This window comes from Pseudorhodobacter antarcticus (assembly GCF_900110135.1).
GTDB classification, from domain to species: Bacteria; Pseudomonadota; Alphaproteobacteria; order Rhodobacterales; family Rhodobacteraceae; genus Pseudorhodobacter; species Pseudorhodobacter antarcticus.
On the sequence record NZ_FOCO01000011.1, the window covers coordinates 54,247 to 71,673 of the forward strand.

Annotated in this window: 8 protein-coding genes; 7 read left to right on the forward strand and 1 reads right to left on the reverse strand. The window is 62.8% G+C overall.

Going from position 1 to position 17,427, the window contains the following annotated elements; genetic code table 11:
- Positions 1-172 precede the first annotated feature (172 nt).
- Positions 173-1,141 (forward strand): glycosyltransferase family 2 protein, encoded by a 969-nt coding sequence (locus tag BMY36_RS07680; RefSeq protein WP_231579712.1) that lies wholly within the window; start codon positions 173-175, stop codon positions 1,139-1,141.
- Here BMY36_RS07680 and BMY36_RS07685 read toward each other — a convergent pair whose 3' ends face one another.
- Positions 1,142-1,888: a WecB/TagA/CpsF family glycosyltransferase gene (locus BMY36_RS07685; protein ID WP_050519627.1), complete on the reverse strand. Its 747-nt coding sequence runs from the start codon at positions 1,886-1,888 to the stop codon at positions 1,142-1,144.
- Positions 1,889-2,174: 286 nt separating this feature from the next.
- On the opposite strand from BMY36_RS07685, the gene BMY36_RS07690 reads away from it, so the two are divergent.
- The 6 genes from BMY36_RS07690 to BMY36_RS07715 all read left to right on the forward strand — a co-directional run bounded on the left by BMY36_RS07690 (position 2,175) and on the right by BMY36_RS07715 (position 17,426).
- Positions 2,175-3,587 carry a hypothetical protein gene (locus BMY36_RS07690; RefSeq protein ID WP_050519628.1) on the forward strand — a complete coding sequence of 471 codons (1,413 nt, stop codon included), beginning with the start codon at positions 2,175-2,177 and terminating at the stop codon, positions 3,585-3,587.
- 331 nt (positions 3,588-3,918) lie between these two features.
- Positions 3,919-10,254 (forward strand): type I polyketide synthase, encoded by a 6,336-nt coding sequence (locus BMY36_RS07695; RefSeq protein WP_050519629.1) that lies wholly within the window; start codon positions 3,919-3,921, stop codon positions 10,252-10,254.
- An 8-nt stretch (positions 10,255-10,262) separates the two neighbouring features.
- On the forward strand, positions 10,263-11,249 hold the full coding sequence (locus tag BMY36_RS07700; protein WP_074818564.1) for a glycosyltransferase family 2 protein: 987 nt from the start codon (positions 10,263-10,265) through the stop codon (positions 11,247-11,249).
- 10 nt (positions 11,250-11,259) lie between these two features.
- A complete protein-coding gene (locus tag BMY36_RS07705; protein ID WP_050519661.1) occupies positions 11,260-15,789 on the forward strand; it encodes a MupA/Atu3671 family FMN-dependent luciferase-like monooxygenase in 4,530 nt (1,509 codons plus the stop codon).
- On the forward strand, positions 15,786-16,424 hold the full coding sequence (locus BMY36_RS07710) for a 4'-phosphopantetheinyl transferase family protein (protein WP_050519630.1): 639 nt from the start codon (positions 15,786-15,788) through the stop codon (positions 16,422-16,424). The genes BMY36_RS07705 and BMY36_RS07710 overlap by 4 nt, the downstream gene beginning before the upstream one ends.
- A gap of 162 nt (positions 16,425-16,586) precedes the next feature.
- A complete protein-coding gene (locus tag BMY36_RS07715; protein ID WP_050519631.1) occupies positions 16,587-17,426 on the forward strand; it encodes a S49 family peptidase in 840 nt (279 codons plus the stop codon).
- The last annotated feature ends 1 nt before the right edge of the window (position 17,427 follow it).

The window sequence follows — 17,427 nt, forward strand, 5'->3', positions numbered from 1 at the left end:
CAAACAGATTCGTCCGGGCCCCCGCCCAGTTGGATCTAGCTAACAGATAATCCAAAAAATTGAAAGACTTTGCACGCCGCCTGTCCGCCCATCCCACGTCCCAAACCAGCCTTGGCAAAGCCACAGTGCCCCGCGTATGCTGCACCCCATTCTGACCCAACAAAGGCAACCCGTGGCCAGCAATCCCCCCCATCCCGCCCCAAAAAATCGCGTCGATGCTGTGGTCATTGGCCGCAACGAAGGCGTGCGGCTGCAGGCCTGCATTGCGTCCCTGCAACCGCAAGTCGGGCGCGTGATCTATGTGGACTCAGGCTCCACCGATGGCAGCGCGGATATGGCGCGGGGCATGGGCGCGCAAGTGGTGGCACTGGATATGGCGCAGCCGTTCACCGCAGCGCGCGCGCGCAACGCAGGGCTGGCGCTGGTCACGGCCCCTTTCGTACAATTTGTCGATGGGGATTGCACGGTGCAGCCCGCATGGGTCCAAACCGCGTTGGATTTTGCGGATGCCCACCCCGCCGCCGCCGTGATCTGTGGCCGCAGGCGCGAACGCCACCCCAATGCCTCTATCTATAACGCCCTATGCGATGCCGAATGGGACACGCCCATCGGCCAAACCCGCGCTTGCGGCGGCGATGCTCTGATGCGCGTGGCCGATCTGCGCAGCGTCGGCGGCTATACCCCATATCTGATTGCCGGAGAGGAGCCGGAACTGTGCCTGCGCCTTGCCCGCACGGGCGTGCAAATTTGGCGGATTGATGCGGAAATGACCCTGCATGACGCCGCAATCACCCGCATCGACCAATGGTGGCAACGCAGCCGCCGCGCGGGTCACGCCTATGCCGAAGGGGCGGCGCTGCACGGGCGCGGCCCCGAACGCCACTGGGTCACACAGACCCGCCGTGCTTTGATCTGGGGGGCGGGCGTGCCACTTGCTGCCCTCATCCTTAGCGCGCTGCATCCTGCAGGGCTGGCGGTTTTGCTGGCATGGCCCTTGCAAATCCTGCGCCTGACCCCCCGCATCGGCCTTGCCCCCGCCTTTTTCAGCGTGTTGGGCAAACTGCCCGAGGCGCAGGGCGCCATCGGCTTTTACACCCAACGCTTGCGGCGCAAACAAACCGGTCTTATCGAATATAAATAGTCAGCGCTGCTTGATCGCCGCCACCATCTGCCCCGGCAAAATCGCCGCACAGCCGATATAGCGCGGGCCAAACCGGCGCGGGTTTTTGGCCATCCGCCAAAACCATTCCATCGCAATCCGCCGCACCCACGCAGGCGCGCGCACTTGATGCCCCGACAGAAAATCCACCCCCGCCCCGATGCTGGCAAACCCGGCTTGCGGGGCCAATCGGCGACCAAAGGCCGCCAGCGCCTCCTGCTTTGGCGCGCCCAGCGCGATCAAACACAGGCACGGGCCCAGCGCTGCCACCTGTGCCAGCATCGCCTCGGCCACAGTCCCCTTTGGGTCAAACCCAAAATCGGGGGCAATCGTCGCCCCAATCACCACGCCCGGCACCAGCCCCCGCAACGCTGTCGCCGCCCCGGCCAAGGCATCATCCGTGCTGCCCAGCAACACCACCGGGCGGCCCGCCGCCGCCGCCGCGCGCACCATCGGCAACACCAAATCCGACCCCGGCGTCAGCGACACTGCCTTGCCCGCCATCCGCGACAGCCACACAATCGGGTTGCCATCCGCCACCACAATATCTTGCGCCGCATAATCCGCCAAAAACGCCGGGTCACGCCCCAGCTTTACCACATGGTCCAAGTTGATCGTGGCCAGCGCAAACCCCTCCCCAGCGGTCAGTCGCGCGGACACTTCGGCCATAATGCTGGCTGCATCCTTGTGGGTGATCGCAATCGTGGTGTTGGAAAATACAAAATTCATTCAGGCAATCCCGCGCGGTTTGTGCCACTTTTAACACGGAACCCGCGCCCGCGCGATGGGGTGCAGCCCCCCCAAATCATACAGCCCCCGCAACACTCTGTTTCCAAACGCTAGGGTTATTTGGGCAAATATCCGCCAAATCCCCCGTTTTGCGCCACATATTCCGCCGCCGCGTCCGGTGCGGGCGGGGAAATACGCACCCCCCCCAGCATCCATCGGCGAAAGGATAGTTTGGCCCGTCCCCCCATGCTATAACCCCCAAACCACAAGGACACGCACCACCCCCATGCCCAACCCAATCGCCTATCTGATGCTTTTGATGTGGCCGGTCATCGCGACCGCCCTGTTTCGGCGTCTGCCGCGCGAACAAGCCCTGATCTGGTCCATCCTTGGCGCGTATATGCTGCTGCCGCCTTTGGCGAATTTCAACCTGCCTGCCGTGCCGGACATGGATAAATTCACCATCGCCAACCTGTGTGCACTGGCCCTGACCATCTGGGTTTTGAATGAAAAAGTCAGCTTTCTGCCCCGCAGCTTGATCGGCCGCACCCTGATCGTGCTGTATGTCATCAGCCCGTTTGCCACCGCCATGACCAACCCTGACCCTATCCCAATCCTGTCTGGCGATGTGCCCGCCCTGCGACTTTATGACAGCGCTGCAACCGTCACTTACCAATTCATCGCCCTCATCCCGTTCTTTCTGGCCCGCACCCTTCTGCGGTCCGAGGTGGCAATGCGCGCTATTATCGCCGCTTTGGTCGCCGCAGGCTTGGTCTATTCCGTGCCAATGGTGCTGGAATCGCGCCTGTCCCCGCAACTCAACGTCTGGATTTACGGGTTTTTCCAACATGACTTTTTGCAAAGCATGCGGGGCAACGGGTTTCGGCCCATGGTGTTCATGCCGCACGGCCTGTGGGTCGCGTTTTTCGCCCTTATGGCCGCGATGGCCGCCTTGGTTCATTTGCGCCTAGGCACTGCCGCCGAACGGCCAAAACAACTGATGATCTTCATGTATCTCTGCGTGGTTTTGGTGCTGTGCCGCAGCGTTGGCCCGATGGTTTACGCCCTCATGCTTATCCCGGTTATTTTGCTGCTGGGGCGGCGCTGGCAAATCGCCCTTGCAGCCCTTTTGGGTGTTATCGTCCTCAGCTATCCATTGCTGCGCGGCGCGCAATTGGTGCCAATGGATGCGATCCTTGATTACGCCTATGCCTTCAGCCCCGAACGCCACCAATCCCTAAACTTCCGCGTGATGAACGAGGAGGAGCTGCTGGCCCGCGCCGCCTACAAACCCCTGTTTGGTTGGGGCGGCTATGGCCGCAACCTGATCATGGACCCGATTGATGGGCGCATCCTGACCATCCCAGACGGTCAATGGATTATCGTGTTGGGCACCTATGGCTGGCTCGGTTATATCGCCGAATTTGGCCTGCTTATCATGCCCTTGATCTTTTTGGGGCGCGAGGCGCTGCTGCAACGCTCCACCGCCTTTTCGCCCTACGCCTGCGCCATCGCGCTGATTTATGCCGTCAATCTGGTCGATCTGCTGCCCAACGCCACGCTTATCCCCTTTTCCTGGCTCATGGCAGGCGCGCTGATGGGCTATGCCGAAGATTTGGCAACCAGCCGCAAAACTGCCGCCCGCGCGGCATGGCAGGCGGGTCTTAACCGGGGCGGCGGCCCCCGCACGGTTCTTTAGGATTTATTAACAATGATTCGGTGAACGCGCCGCCGGGACCCACCCATCGCCCAGAATAATTGTTTCCAATTTAATTCCAATCGCCGCAGCCGCCGATGCCAATTAAGGCACGCGCCGCCCCGCCCCCCCGCTTTCACGGCCTAAAACGGCAAGACTGTGGCAACCGTGTGGCATTGTCGCCCCCGCCGCACTGATCGCGCTGCGGCGTCAGAACGGGTATCAAATCATACCGCTTTGGGCTATTTTTACCCTGTTGTTCTAGGGAATTAGACGGTGTTGCAGTTGCAGGCCCCGCAAGACATGAAAAAGTGAAAGGGCCACAGGCACCCGCATGGCAGATTTGGCAAACCAGATGGACCTTGGCGACAATGATATTGCCATCGTTGGCATGGCCGCACACCTTCCGGGTGCTACCACTGTTGCGCAATACTGGTCCAATCTTGCCGCAGGGGTGGAAAGCATCCGCCACCTCACGCCCGCTGAACTGCTGGCCAATGGCGAAACCCCCGCCCGCCTGCGCCATCGCAACTACGTTCCCGCCTGCGCGCCCTTGGACAATTTTGATCATTTCGACGCCGAATTTTTCGGATTTTCCCCGAAAGAGGCTGCAATCCTCGACCCCCAACACCGCCAATTCCTAGAGGTGGCATGGGAGGCGTTGGAACACGCAGGCCATCCGCCCGAAAACTTCCCCGGCAGCATCGGCGTGTACGGCGGCTGCGGCATGGGCAGCTATTTCTATTTCAACCTGTGTTCCAACCCCGATCTGGTCGAAAACACCGGTATGTTTTTGCTGCGTCACACTGGCAACGACAAGGATTTTCTGTCCACCCGCGTCAGCCATATCTTCGATCTCAAAGGGCCGTCGATCAACATCCAAACCGCCTGCTCCACCTCGCTGGTCGCGGTCCACTACGCGGCCCAAGCGTTGCTGACAGGCGAATGTGACATGGCCCTTGCAGGCGGGGTCACGATTGAACTGCCCCAAGGGCGCGGCTACATCTTCAACGATGGCGAAATCCTGTCGCCCGATGGTCATTGCCACGCGTTTGATGCGGCGGCCCAAGGCACCGTCTTCGGCTCTGGCGCGGGCGTGGTCGTGCTGCGCCGCGCCGCCGATGCCGTGCGCGATGGTGACCATATCTGGGCGATCATCAAAGGGTCCGCCGTCAACAATGACGGTTCCGCCAAAGCAGGCTACCTCGCCCCTTCGGTCGATGGCCAAGCCCGCGCGATAGCTGAGGCGCAAGCGGTCGCAGGCGTCACCGCCGACACCATCGACTACGTCGAATGTCACGGCACCGGAACTTTCCTCGGTGACCCCATCGAAGTTGCCGCCCTGACCGAGGCCTTCGCCGAAACCACCTCTGACCTCAATTTCTGCCGCATCGGCTCCGTCAAAACCAACATTGGCCACCTCGATACCGCCGCAGGTGTCGCCAGCTTGATCAAGGCCAGCCTTGCCCTGCATCACGGCCAAATGCCCCCCAGCCTCAACTTCAAATCGCCAAACCCCGCGATTGATTTCGAAAACTCACCCTTCCGCGTCAATGACCGCCTCACCGATTGGCCCCGCCGCAAAGGGCCGCGCCGCGCAGGCGTCAACTCGCTCGGTGTCGGCGGCACCAACGCCCATGTGGTTTTGCAAGAATCCCCACCTCGCGCCCCATCCGGCGACAGCGATTGGCCGTTCCAACTGCTGGTCATCTCCGCCAAATCCAAAGCGGCCCTTGATGCCCAAGCCAAAACCCTCGCCGCCCACCTGCGCGCCAACCCCGATCAACCCCTCGCCGATGTGGCATGGACCCTAAAACACGGCCGCCGCGCGTTTGAAAAACGCCGGGTGATCGTCGCCGAAAACCATCACCACGCCGCCGATCTGCTCGACGGGTCGGACCCCCGCCGCATCTGGTCGCACGAACCGATTTCCGCCCCCGATGTCGTTTTCATGTTCCCCGGTGGCGGCGCGCAATTTGCGGGCATGGCGCGCGACCTCTACCTAACCGAGCCGGAATTTGCCGATTGGATGGACCGCGGCCTCGCCATTCTGCAACCCAAACTTGATTACGACATCCGCGCGCTGTGGTTGCCCGAAAAAGGCGCCGAACAGGCCGCCAATGACGCCCTAAAACGCCCCTCGGTGCAATTGCCACTGATTATGATCACCGAATATGCGCTGGCCAAACTCTATCAATCCTGGGGCGTGCAGCCCTCCGCCCTCGTCGGTCATTCGATGGGCGAAAACACCGCCGCTTGCCTCGCGGGCGTGTTAAGCTTTGAAGATTGCATTGGCCTCGTCCATCTGCGCGGCACCTTGTTCGACACCATCGCCCCCGGCGGCATGCTTTCCATCCCCTTGGATGCCACGGAAATCCGCCCACTCCTCACCGATGATCTTGATATGGCATCCGTCAACGCCCCCGGCCTTTGTGTCGTTTCCGGCCCCGACCACGCCCTCAACTCCCTCGCGCAAACCCTGTCTGCGCGCGACATTGAAACCCAGCGCATCGCAATTGATATTGCCGCCCATTCCAAAATGCTGGACCCCATTCTGGGCCGCTTTGGCGACTACCTGCGCGGGCTTCAACTCAACGCCCCAACCCTGCCCATCATCTCCAACACCACAGGGGTCAAACTGACCGATGCACAGGCCACGAACCCCGATTATTGGGTCGCCCACCTGCGCAACACCGTCAATTTCGCCGCCTGCATGGACACGCTGAAATCCCCGAACCGCGTTTATATGGAAATGGGTCCGGGCCGCGCCATGTCGTCGCTGGCACAGGTCAATGGCGCGCCTGCCGCCCAAGTCATCCCCGCCCTGCGCCACCCCGAACAGATAATCCCCGATGATCAATGGCACATCGCCACCATCGGCCGCCTGTGGGCTTGCGGCGTCGATGTGGATTGGTCCCCGATCTGGGGCGATGTCCCCCGCCACCGCGTGCCGCTGCCCACCTATGCCTTTCAACGCAAACAATATTTCATTGAACCGGGGCAGGCGGCCATCACCGCCCCCGATCTGCCGATGCGGATTGAAGATGCCACGAAATGGGGCTGGCAACCGCATTGGCGCCCCCGCAGCGTTGACACCGATGTGGATATTGAAACCGACCTGCCCAACCTCGCGCCGCAAACGTGGCTCGTGTTCGCCGATGCCACCGGGCTGGCCGATGCTGCCTTTGCCCCGCTTATCGCCGCGGGTCAAACCGTCATCCCCGTCCGCCCCGGCGATGCGTATGGCCCCGATGGCAAAGGCGGCTACCGCCTCGCCCCCGAACGCGGCCGCGAAGGGTATGACGCCCTGCTGCGTGATCTGATTGCCGCAGGCCAAACCCCCACCCGCATCGCCCATTTCTGGGGCGTCACGGGCGCAGAAACCTTCCGCCCCGGCTCCAGCTTTTTCCAGCGCAACGTCGAACATGGGTTCTATTCCCTGATGTTTCTCGGCCAAGCCCTCGCCGCTGAAACCCTCAGCGCGCCACCCCATATCACCATCTTCACCACAGGTGCCGCGTCAGCCCGCACCGAAGGGCTGCCTTATCCCGAAAAGGCCCTGATCGCTGGTCCCGCCTTGGTCATCCCGCGCGAAATCCCCGGCATCACCATAGCCACCTGCGACCTTGTGCTGCCAACCGCGCGGCGCGGCAAACCCGACCTAACCGCCCTCATCCCGCAAATCATCGACGAACTTTTGGCCAATCCCGCCAACACCATAGCTGTTTTGCGCGGCACCAAGCGGCTGGAACTGGGCCTAAAACCCATCGACCTGCCAAGCGCCGAACTCGATATGCCAAACGGCGCGCCTGTCTTGCTCACGGGCGGTTTCGGCGGCATCGGCCTTACGCTGGCCGAGCATCTGATGACCGAACACGGCGCAAAAATTGCCCTTATCGCGCGCCGCCCCTTGCCCGCACAGGTGGACTGGCCCGCCTACCTCGCCACCCACAGCCCAACCGATGCTACCGCGCGCCGTATCCTTGCGCTGCAACATTTGCAAACCTTGGGCCAAATCGCGGTCTATACCGCCGATGTGACCAACGCGCAGGAAATGCGCAATGTCACCGCTGAAATCACCGAAACCTTCGGAAAAATCCACACCGTCATCCACGCTGCAGGCGTGATTGATGACAGCCCGCTGCTGTCCAAAACCCCCGCAGGTGTCGAAGGGGTGTTTGCCGCAAAACTCCACGGCACCAAGGTGTTGGCCGATATTTTCCCCGATGGGTCCATCGAACGGCTCGTCCTTTTCGCCTCCTCCTCCACCGTCACGGGGCCTGCGGGGCAGGTCGATTATGTCGCCGCCAACGCCTATCTCAACGCCTATGCCCAGTCGCGCAAAGGCGGCAATACCACCGTCACCGCCCTCAATTGGGGCATCTGGTCCGATGTCGGCATGGCCGCCGAGGCGTTGGCCAACCGCACCGCCACGCCCGAGGCCCCCGAACCCATCACCGCCACCCTGCTGGATGCGGCTGGGTTTGATGCTGCAGGCAACCGCCAATTCACCGCGCATTTGGGCAGCGACCGTTGGGTGCGGGACGGCCACCGCACCAAATCCGGCCACGCCCTGATCCCCGGCACCGGGTATCTGGAAATCGCAGCCCAAGCGATGGCCCACGTGGGCCTCACCAAGTTTGAACTGCGCGATCTCTATTTCTTCCGCCCGCTGGATGTCCCCGATATTCGCGCCACCCTGACCCAAACCGACGAAGGGTTCGCCTTTGATCTGCGCTCGGCGATCACCTCCAAAGGCCGCACCGGCTGGCAACTCAACGCCCAAGCGCGCCTGCTCCCCCTCACCGACACCGCGCCACAAATCGACCTCGCGGCCATCCAATCCCGCTGCGGCACCCCCGAAACAGGCCAAGGCCTCACCTCTCCCCAAGAAACCCACCTCACTTTCGGCCCCCGCTGGCGTGTCCTGAACAGCCGCGCATATGGCGCGCGCGAAGGCATCGCATCCCTCGCCCTGCCCCCCGCGTTTCAAAACGAACCCGGCCCTTGGCACTTGCACCCCGCCCTGATGGATCTCGCCACCGGTTGGGCCATGGGCCTGATCGACGGCTACACCCCAGACCATCTGTGGGTGCCCATGTCCTACGGTCGCCTCAAATCCTATGCCACTTTGCCCGATCAAATCACCTCTTGGGTGCGCAGCGCCGCGCCAAACCGCGCCACCGATGCAACGGCGGTTTTCGACATCACGCTCACCGACCCCACAGGCCGCGTGATCGTTGAAATCGAAGGCTTCACCATCCGCCGCCTTGACGGTGCGCTCAATTTCACCGCCCCCGATGCGCGTGATCTGACGTTTGATGACAGCGGCCCAAAACAACTGTCGGCAGCCGAAGAACGCCTTGCTCACACCCTGTCCCAAGGCATCCCGCCCAGCATGGGTGCAGACGCGTTCACCCGCGCGCTGGCGCTGAACACGCCCCAAATCATCGTCTCCTCGCTCGATCTGCCCGCCTTGGTCAAACAGGCCAACGCCACGCAATCGGCCCCGACCAAAGGCCAATCCTTTGCGCGCCCCGATCTCGACAGCGATTATATTGAACCCCGCAACGATGTCGAACGCACCCTGACTGGCTTTTGGCAAGACCTCCTCGGCGTCGGTCAAGTCGGCGTGATGGATGACTTTTTCGCCCTCGGCGGCCACTCCCTCATCGCTGTGCGCCTGTTTGCGATGGTGCGCAAAACCTACCGCGTGGATTTCCCCATCTCGGTGCTGTTTGAGGCCCCGACAATCGCCGCCTGCGCGGCACTGATCGAGGACCGCATCGGCCCCCAAGACACCGCCACAACGCGCGACACACCCAAACGCCGCTTCACCCATCTGGTTGCGATGCACGAACGCGATGGCGGCCCGAAAACCCCGTTTTTCCTTGTGGCGGGCATGTTTGGCAACGTGTTAAACCTGCGCCACCTTGCGCAACTGATCGGCGGCGACCGCCCCTTTTATGGCCTGCAAGCGCGCGGTCTTTACGGGGACCAGCCCCCGCACGACACCATCCCACAGGCCGCCACCGATTACATCGCCGAACTGCGCCAAATCCAACCGCACGGCCCCTACCTTTTGGGCGGCTTTTCGGGGGGCGGCCTGACCGCTTGGGAAATGGCGCGCCAGTTGGAAAAGGCCGGCGAACAGGTGTCGCTGTTGGCCCTGCTGGACACGCCCTTGCCCCTACGCCCCGGCCTGACCCGCAGCGACAAGGCCCGCATCAAACTGCACGAGTTGCGCAAACAGGGCCCCGCGTATCTGCTGGATTGGGCCCGCGCCCGCTGGGAATGGGAGCGCACGAAAAACAACGCCCCCGCCCCCACCGTTGAGGGGGCGTTTCACAACACCGCGATTGAGGCGGCTTTCCGCGCCGCCCTGCCGCTTTACCCCCTGCCACTGCGCAAGGGGCCAACCACCCTGTTCCGCCCGCCGCTGAATTTGCGCTGGCAGGTCAGCGGTGGCGCATGGGTCAGCACCTCCAAGGAATATGTATTCCCCGATAATGACCTCACCCGCTTCGCGCCTGCGTTGCAGGTGATCGAGGTGCCCGGCGATCACGACTCTATGGTCCTAGAACCCAACGTCCGCGTGCTGGCAGGTGCCCTGCGCGCCAGCCTCGTAGACGCCGAAACCCACCCCGTTCTGGCCCAAGCGGCAGAGTAAGTCCCCACATGAAAACCCTGCTCACCGTCATCCTCAACTGGCGCACCGCCGATATGACCCTGCAATCGGTGCAATCGGCGCTGCGTGAAATGGCGGGCATCCCCGGCGCAATTACCATCGTCGATAATGACAGCGGCGATGGTTCGTTTGAAATCCTCTCCGCCGCCCTCACAGCCAACGGCTGGGACATCGGCGAAATTCCTGTCCGCGTCCTGCAATCGGGCCACAACGGCGGCTTTGGTGCGGGCAACAACGTCGGCATCCGCGCGGGCCTGCCAAACAACCAGCGCCCCGATTACGTCTACATGCTCAACTCCGATGCTTTCCCCGATGCAGGCGCAATCCGCGCGCTTTACGACCACCTTAACACCAACCCGATCACAGGCTTCGCAGGCAGCTATATCCACGGCGACGATGGCGAACCCCACCGCACCGCCTTTCGCTTCCCCTCCGCGCTTGCGGAATTTGAATCCTCCATCCGCTTCGGCCCCGTCAGCCGCCTCCTGTCAAAATACATCGTCGCCCAACCCATCCCACAAACCACAACGCGCGTGGATTGGCTGGCAGGCGCCAGCTTGATGATGCGCCAAGATGTCCTCGACACCATCGGCATTTTCGACGAAACCTTCTTCCTCTATTTTGAAGAAACCGAGCTGTGCCACCGCGCCGCCAGCGCAGGCTATCCCACCGATTACGTTCGCCACAGCCACGTCACCCACATCGGTTCCGTATCGACGGGCATGAAAACATGGGCGCGCATGCCCGCCTATTGGTTCGACAGCCGCCTGCGTTATTTCACCAAAACCCACGGTCGCTTTTACGCCGCCCTCGCCACAATCTCGCTTATATTCGGCTCTATCCTGTGGCGCATCCGGCTGTTGATCCAGACCAAAGACCGGGGCGACCCCCCGCGCTTTTTGCGCGATCTTATCGCCCATGCGTGGCGCTGGTTCACACGCGGCCCGCAATATAAAACCACCCCGCGCAAGCGGTAAGGAGAATACAATGGCCACCGCCCTGATCATCGGCAACGAATCCCTGACCATCCAATGCGCGGGTGCGCTGCTGGCGCGCGGCCACACCATCGCCGCCCTCGTCACCCGCAACCCGGATGTGCGCGCATGGGGCCAGTCAAAGGGCCTGCGTGTCGAAGGGCAGGGGGCCGACCTGAACACCCGCCTTGGCGATTTGTGCACCGATTGGCTTCTCTCCATCGCCAACCTCAACGTTATCCCGGATGCGATCCTGTCCCGCGCCACCCAAGCGGTGAACTTTCACGACGGCCCGCTGCCCCGCTACGCAGGCCTGAATGCCCCGGTTTGGGCCATTCTGAACGGTGAGGCCACGCACGGCATCACATGGCACCGCATGCTGGCGGGGGTTGATGAAGGGGCCATTCTGGAACAGCGCCTGTTTGATATCGCCGAAAATGACACAGCACTCACGCTCAACACCAAATGCTTCGCCGCCGCCATCGACAGCTTTCCCGCCGTGCTGACCGCGCTGGAATCCAACGCCCCCGGCACCCCCCAAGATCTGACGCAACGCTCCGAATACCGCCGCGCCGACCGCCCAAATGCCGCCGCCCGCCTCGATTTCACACAAACCGCGACCCAAATCTCGGCCCTCATCCGCGCGCTGGATCATGGCACCTACGCCAACCCCTTGGCCTGCCCGAAAATTGAGGTTGCAGGCCAAATCCTGCTGGTCGCCGCCGCAGAAATCACCGCAGAAATCACCGCAGAAATCGCAGCCGCAACCACCGCCGAACACACCGCCGCCCCCGGCACCGTCCTCGCCGCCACCCCCGCAGGTCTCACCATCGCCTGCGCCGCCGGGGCCATCACCCTCACCGCACTCACCGACCTATCGGGAACCCCGGTTTGCCCCGGCACCCTCACCGCCACGCACCTGCCCAGCCCCGGCGCGCAAGCCGCTGAAATCACCGCCGCAATCGCCGCCGCCGCGCCACAAGAAGGCAAAATGCGCCGCTCCCTTGCCGCCCTCACCCCCGTCGATCTGCCCGGCCTGCAACCCGCCGCCACGCCTGATTGGCAATCCCTCCCACATCAAATCCCGCCTTTCGCCGCAGCCCTCGGGGCCGCCCGCGCGCTTGGCCTCACCGCAATCGACCTCGCGGTAAAAAGCAACCAAACCTCGCCCTACCTGTCCGGCTGGTCGCCAATTCACCTCAACGCGGGCGGCTCCATCGCTGATGCCCAATCCAGCTTTAACCCCACCCCAACCCCCGGTTTCGCCGTCGACCTGCCGCGCCGCGACCCGGCCCTCAGCGGCCTCAAAACTCCGCTGATCGCCATTTCCACCACCGCGCTCCTGCACGGCAGCGCAATCACCCTAACCCCCGACCGCCTACATTTCGACGCTTCCCGCATCACCCCAACCGATGCCGCAGCCTTCCTCGCCCGCTTGCAAACTTTCGCTACTGCCTTGCAAACCGCTGGTCCAGACACACTCTGCACCGCCCTCCCCATCCTGCCCGATGCGGAACGCGACCAAATCATCCACCAGTTCAACGCCACCAAAACCGATTACGATCGCACCTTAACCGTGCACCGCGCATTCGAAATCCAAGCCGCCAAAACCCCCAACGCCCCCGCCGTGGTGTTCGAAGGGGCAACGCTCACCTACGCCCAACTCAACGCCCGCGCCAACCGCGCCGCGCATGTGCTGGCGCAAATGGGCGTCAAACCCGGCACCCTCACGGGCCTGTGCGCCACCCGATCGCTCGACCTTCTTATCGGGGCGCTCGCCATCCTCAAGGCGGGCGGCGCCTATGTCCCCATGGACCCCGCCTATCCCGCCGACCGTATCGCGCTGTTCATCACCGACAGCGCCGCCCCGGTCATCGTCACGCAAACCGCGCTGGCAGATCAAATCCCCACAGGCCCGCAAACCCTGTGCATCGACACCGATCCGCGCATTGCAACCGCCCCCGATCATAACCCCGATGCTGGCGCCACCGCCGACGATCTGGCCTATATGATCTACACCTCCGGCTCCACCGGCAGGCCAAAAGGCGTGATGGTCGAACACGGCAACGTCGCCAACTTCTTCACCGGAATGGATCAGCGCATCGACCACGCCGCAGGCTCGGTCTGGCTCGCCGTCACCTCTTTATCCTTCGACATCTCCGTGCTGGAACTGTTCTGGACCCTCGCGCGCGGTTTTAAACTCGTGCTGTCGTCGGATGAAAACCGCGCACTCGTATCATCCGGCACCATATCCTCCTCAAAAGGCATGGAATTTTCCCTATACTACTGGGGCAATGACGATGGCGCTGGCCCCAAAAAATACGAAATGCTGCTGGAAGGTGCGAAATTTGCCGACACCCACGGGTTTTGCGCAGTTTGGACGCCCGAACGCCATTTCCACGCCTTCGGTGGCCCTTATCCAAACCCCTCCGTGACCGGGGCCGCCGTGGCCGCTGTCACCAAAAACATCGGCGTGCGCGCAGGCTCTTGCGTGGCCCCCTTGCACCACCCGGCGCGCATAGCCGAGGATTGGGCCGTGATCGACAACCTCACCAACGGCCGCGCGGGCCTTGCGATGGCCAGCGGTTGGCACCCCGATGATTTCGTGCTGCGCCCCGAAAACACACCGCCCAATAACCGCGACGCCATGTTCAAATCCATCGACCAAGTCCGCCGTTTGTGGCGGGGTGAGGCGGTTGAATTTCCCACCACAACCGGCACGCACGCTGTCATCACCCAGCCGCGCCCGGTGTCTTCCGAACTTCCCATCTGGGTCACCACCGCAGGCAACCCCCAAACGTGGATTGAGGCGGGCGAGATTGGCGCAAACGTCCTCACCCACCTCCTCGGCCAATCGGTCGATGAAGTCGGCGACAAAATCAAACTCTATTGCAGCGCTCTGCGCGGCGCGGGCCACGACCCGGCCAACCACAGCGTCACTTTGATGCTGCACACCTACATCGCCCGCGACCGCGAACTGTCGCGCGAAACCGCCCGCGAACCGATGAAGGATTACCTGCGCTCTGCGGCTGGCCTGATCAAACAATACGCATGGGCCTTTCCCGCGTTCAAAAAGCCCGCTGGCGTCGAAAACCCCATGCAAATTGATTTGCAATCCCTGTCTGATGAAGAGAATGAGGCGATCCTCGACTTCGCCTTCAAACGCTATTTTGAGGATTCCGGCCTGTTCGGCACCGTCGATGATTGCCTCGCCCGCGTCGAACCCCTGAAAAAGATCGGCGTGACCGAGGTGGCTTGCCTCATCGACTACGGCATCAACACCCAAACCGTGATGGAAGGGCTTTATCCCTTGGCCGAGGTGCTGCGCCGTTCCAACCAATCAGGCCCCGATGCGCATGATTACTCCATCGCCGCCCAACTCATCCGCCACAACGTCACCCATCTGCAATGCACCCCGTCGATGGCCCGCATGATCGCGATGAACGATGACAGCCGCGCCGCCCTTTCTACCCTCAAAACCCTGATGCTGGGCGGTGAGGCGCTGCCATCCGCTTTGGTCGCCGACCTGCAAACCGCCACCACGGCGCGCATCGAAAACATGTACGGCCCCACCGAAACCACCATCTGGTCCACCACAACCACGGCCACGCCGGGGCAGGGCGTCGTCAACATCGGCACCCCCATCGCCAACACGCAAACCTATGTGCTGGACGACCATCAATCCCCCGTGCCCTTGGGTGTCGCGGGCGAGCTGTGGATTGGCGGCGATGGCGTGACGCGCGGCTATTGGCAGCGCGACGACCTCACCGCCGAACGCTTCCTGCCCAACCCCTTCCACGCAGGCCGCATGTACCGCACGGGCGATCTGGTGCGCTGGCGCAATGATGGCCACCTCGATTTCCTTGGCCGCGCCGATCATCAGGTCAAATTGCGCGGTTACCGGATTGAACTGGGTGAAATTGAAACCGTGCTGGAATCCCAACCCGGCGTGGCCCAAGCGGTCGTCATGGCACGAGAGGACACCCCCGGCGATCTGCGCCTCGTGGCCTATCTGCGCGGCACAGCCAAGGAACAAACCCTGCGCACCGCTCTGCAATCGGCCTTGCCCGCGCATATGATGCCGCAACATTTCGTGCCGCTGGAAACCTTCCCCCTCACGCCAAACCGCAAGGTGGACCGCAACGCGCTGCCCGCCCCCTCCACGGCAACCGCCCCGCAACCCCAAACCTATGTCGCCCCCATCGGCGTCGCCCAAGCCCTCGCCGCCGTCTGGTCCCGCGTCCTCGGCGTGCCCAACATCGGCGCAAAGGATAACTTTTTCGCCATCGGCGGCCACTCCTTGCTGGCCGTCCAAGCACACCGCGAAATCCGCGCTGAACTTGGTGCTGCCAAACTCTCCATTACCGACATCTTCCGCTTCCCGGTGCTGGATGCCCTCGCGGCCCATATCGAAAAAACCAACGGCACCGCATCAACCGCAGCCCCCCCAACACCCCCACCCGCAAACGACCGCGCCGACACCCGCACCGATGCGATGGCGCGCCGCCGTGCCATGCGCGCAGGCCAATCGGCAGGCGCGTGACCAATCTCGCGGCACTCCTCACCGCCGCGCGCGCGCTTGCCACAGGCGGCCCAACCATCGCTTGGGCCGCCACCTACCCCACCCAAAACGCACCGCTGTGGCCGGGAGAATCCATCTCCGCCACCCCCAAACGCGCTTTGGAATTCGCCGCGGGCCGCGCTGCCGCCCGCATGGCCATGGCCGCCCTCAACATCGCCCCCACCGCCATCCCCCACGGCGATGACCGCGCGCCAATCTGGCCGCCGGGCCTAAACGGCTCCATCACGCACAGCGCCACCGCCTGCTTGGCAGCCCTCACCCGCGCACCCACCCTTATCGGCATCGACCTAGAACCCGCAACGCCGCTGGACCCCGACCTCTGGCCAATCATCCTGTCACCCTCCGAACGTTCCGCCCTCGGCCCCAACGCCGCCCTACAGGCCAAACTCATCTTTTCGGCCAAAGAAGCGACTTACAAAGCGCAATACCCCCGCTCCCAAACCCTGCTCGATTATATGGCGATGGAAATCACCCTCGGTCCGCAAACCTTCACCGCCCGCTTCACCCTCGACGTGCCGGGCTTTCCCAAAAACACCCAACTCACAGGCCACCACACCCACAGCCAAAACCACGTCCTCACCCTCGTCACCGCCTAAAACCGCCCCCAATTCGGCTTGGTCCAAATACCTCTCCGCCCGCCCCGCCCCGCCCCGCCAAGCCCGCGCGCGGATGTGGCGCACCGCCGCCCTTCACAAATATTTGACCTCAAATGGGCTCCCCGCCTTGCCGCGCCCGCAAGCACCCCTTACATCCCTCCCATGCGCAAATTCATTCCCTTTCTGAACAAACCGCCCGTCGTCCCCGTGATCCGCCTTGCAGGCAGCATCGGCGGCGGCAGCCGGTTTTCCCCCGCCCTGTCCGATGCGGCCCTCGCCCCCACGATCGAACGCGCCTTTCGCGGCAAACCTGCCGCCGTGGCGCTGATCATAAATTCGCCGGGTGGCTCTCCGGTGCAATCCAGCCTTATCGCCGCGCGCATCCGCCGTTTGGCCGATGAAAAAGGCATCCCCGTCCATGCGTTTGTCGAGGACGTGGCAGCCTCGGGCGGCTATTGGCTCGCTTGTGCCGCCGATAACATCTGGGTCGATAACAGCTCGCTTCTCGGCTCCATCGGCGTCATTTTCGCCAGCTTCGGCTTTCCAAAACTGATGGAAAAATACGGTGTCGAACGCCGCGTCCACACCTCCGGCACCTCCAAATCGCTGGCCGATCCGTTTTTGCCCGAAAAACCGGGTGATGTGGACCGGCTGCTCGCAATCCAAGAACCCATCCACGCCGCCTTCATCGCCCATGTCAAATCCCGGCGCGGCGCGCGGCTGTCCACCACCACCGATCTGTTTAACGCTGATGTTTGGGTGGGGCAGGGCGCGGTTGATGTGGGTCTTGCAGATGGTGTGGCCCATTTGGTCCCGAAACTGAAATCGCTGTACGGTGACAAGGTCGCCCTGCGCCCAATGGGCCAACGCAAATCCTTCCTGTCGCGCTTTGGTCTGCAATCCGCCGCCCAAAACTTTGGCCAAAACCTTGGCCAAAACCTCGCGGCAGGCGCCCTCACCGCCGCCGAAGATCACGCCACCCGCGCGCGTTTCGGGTTATAGG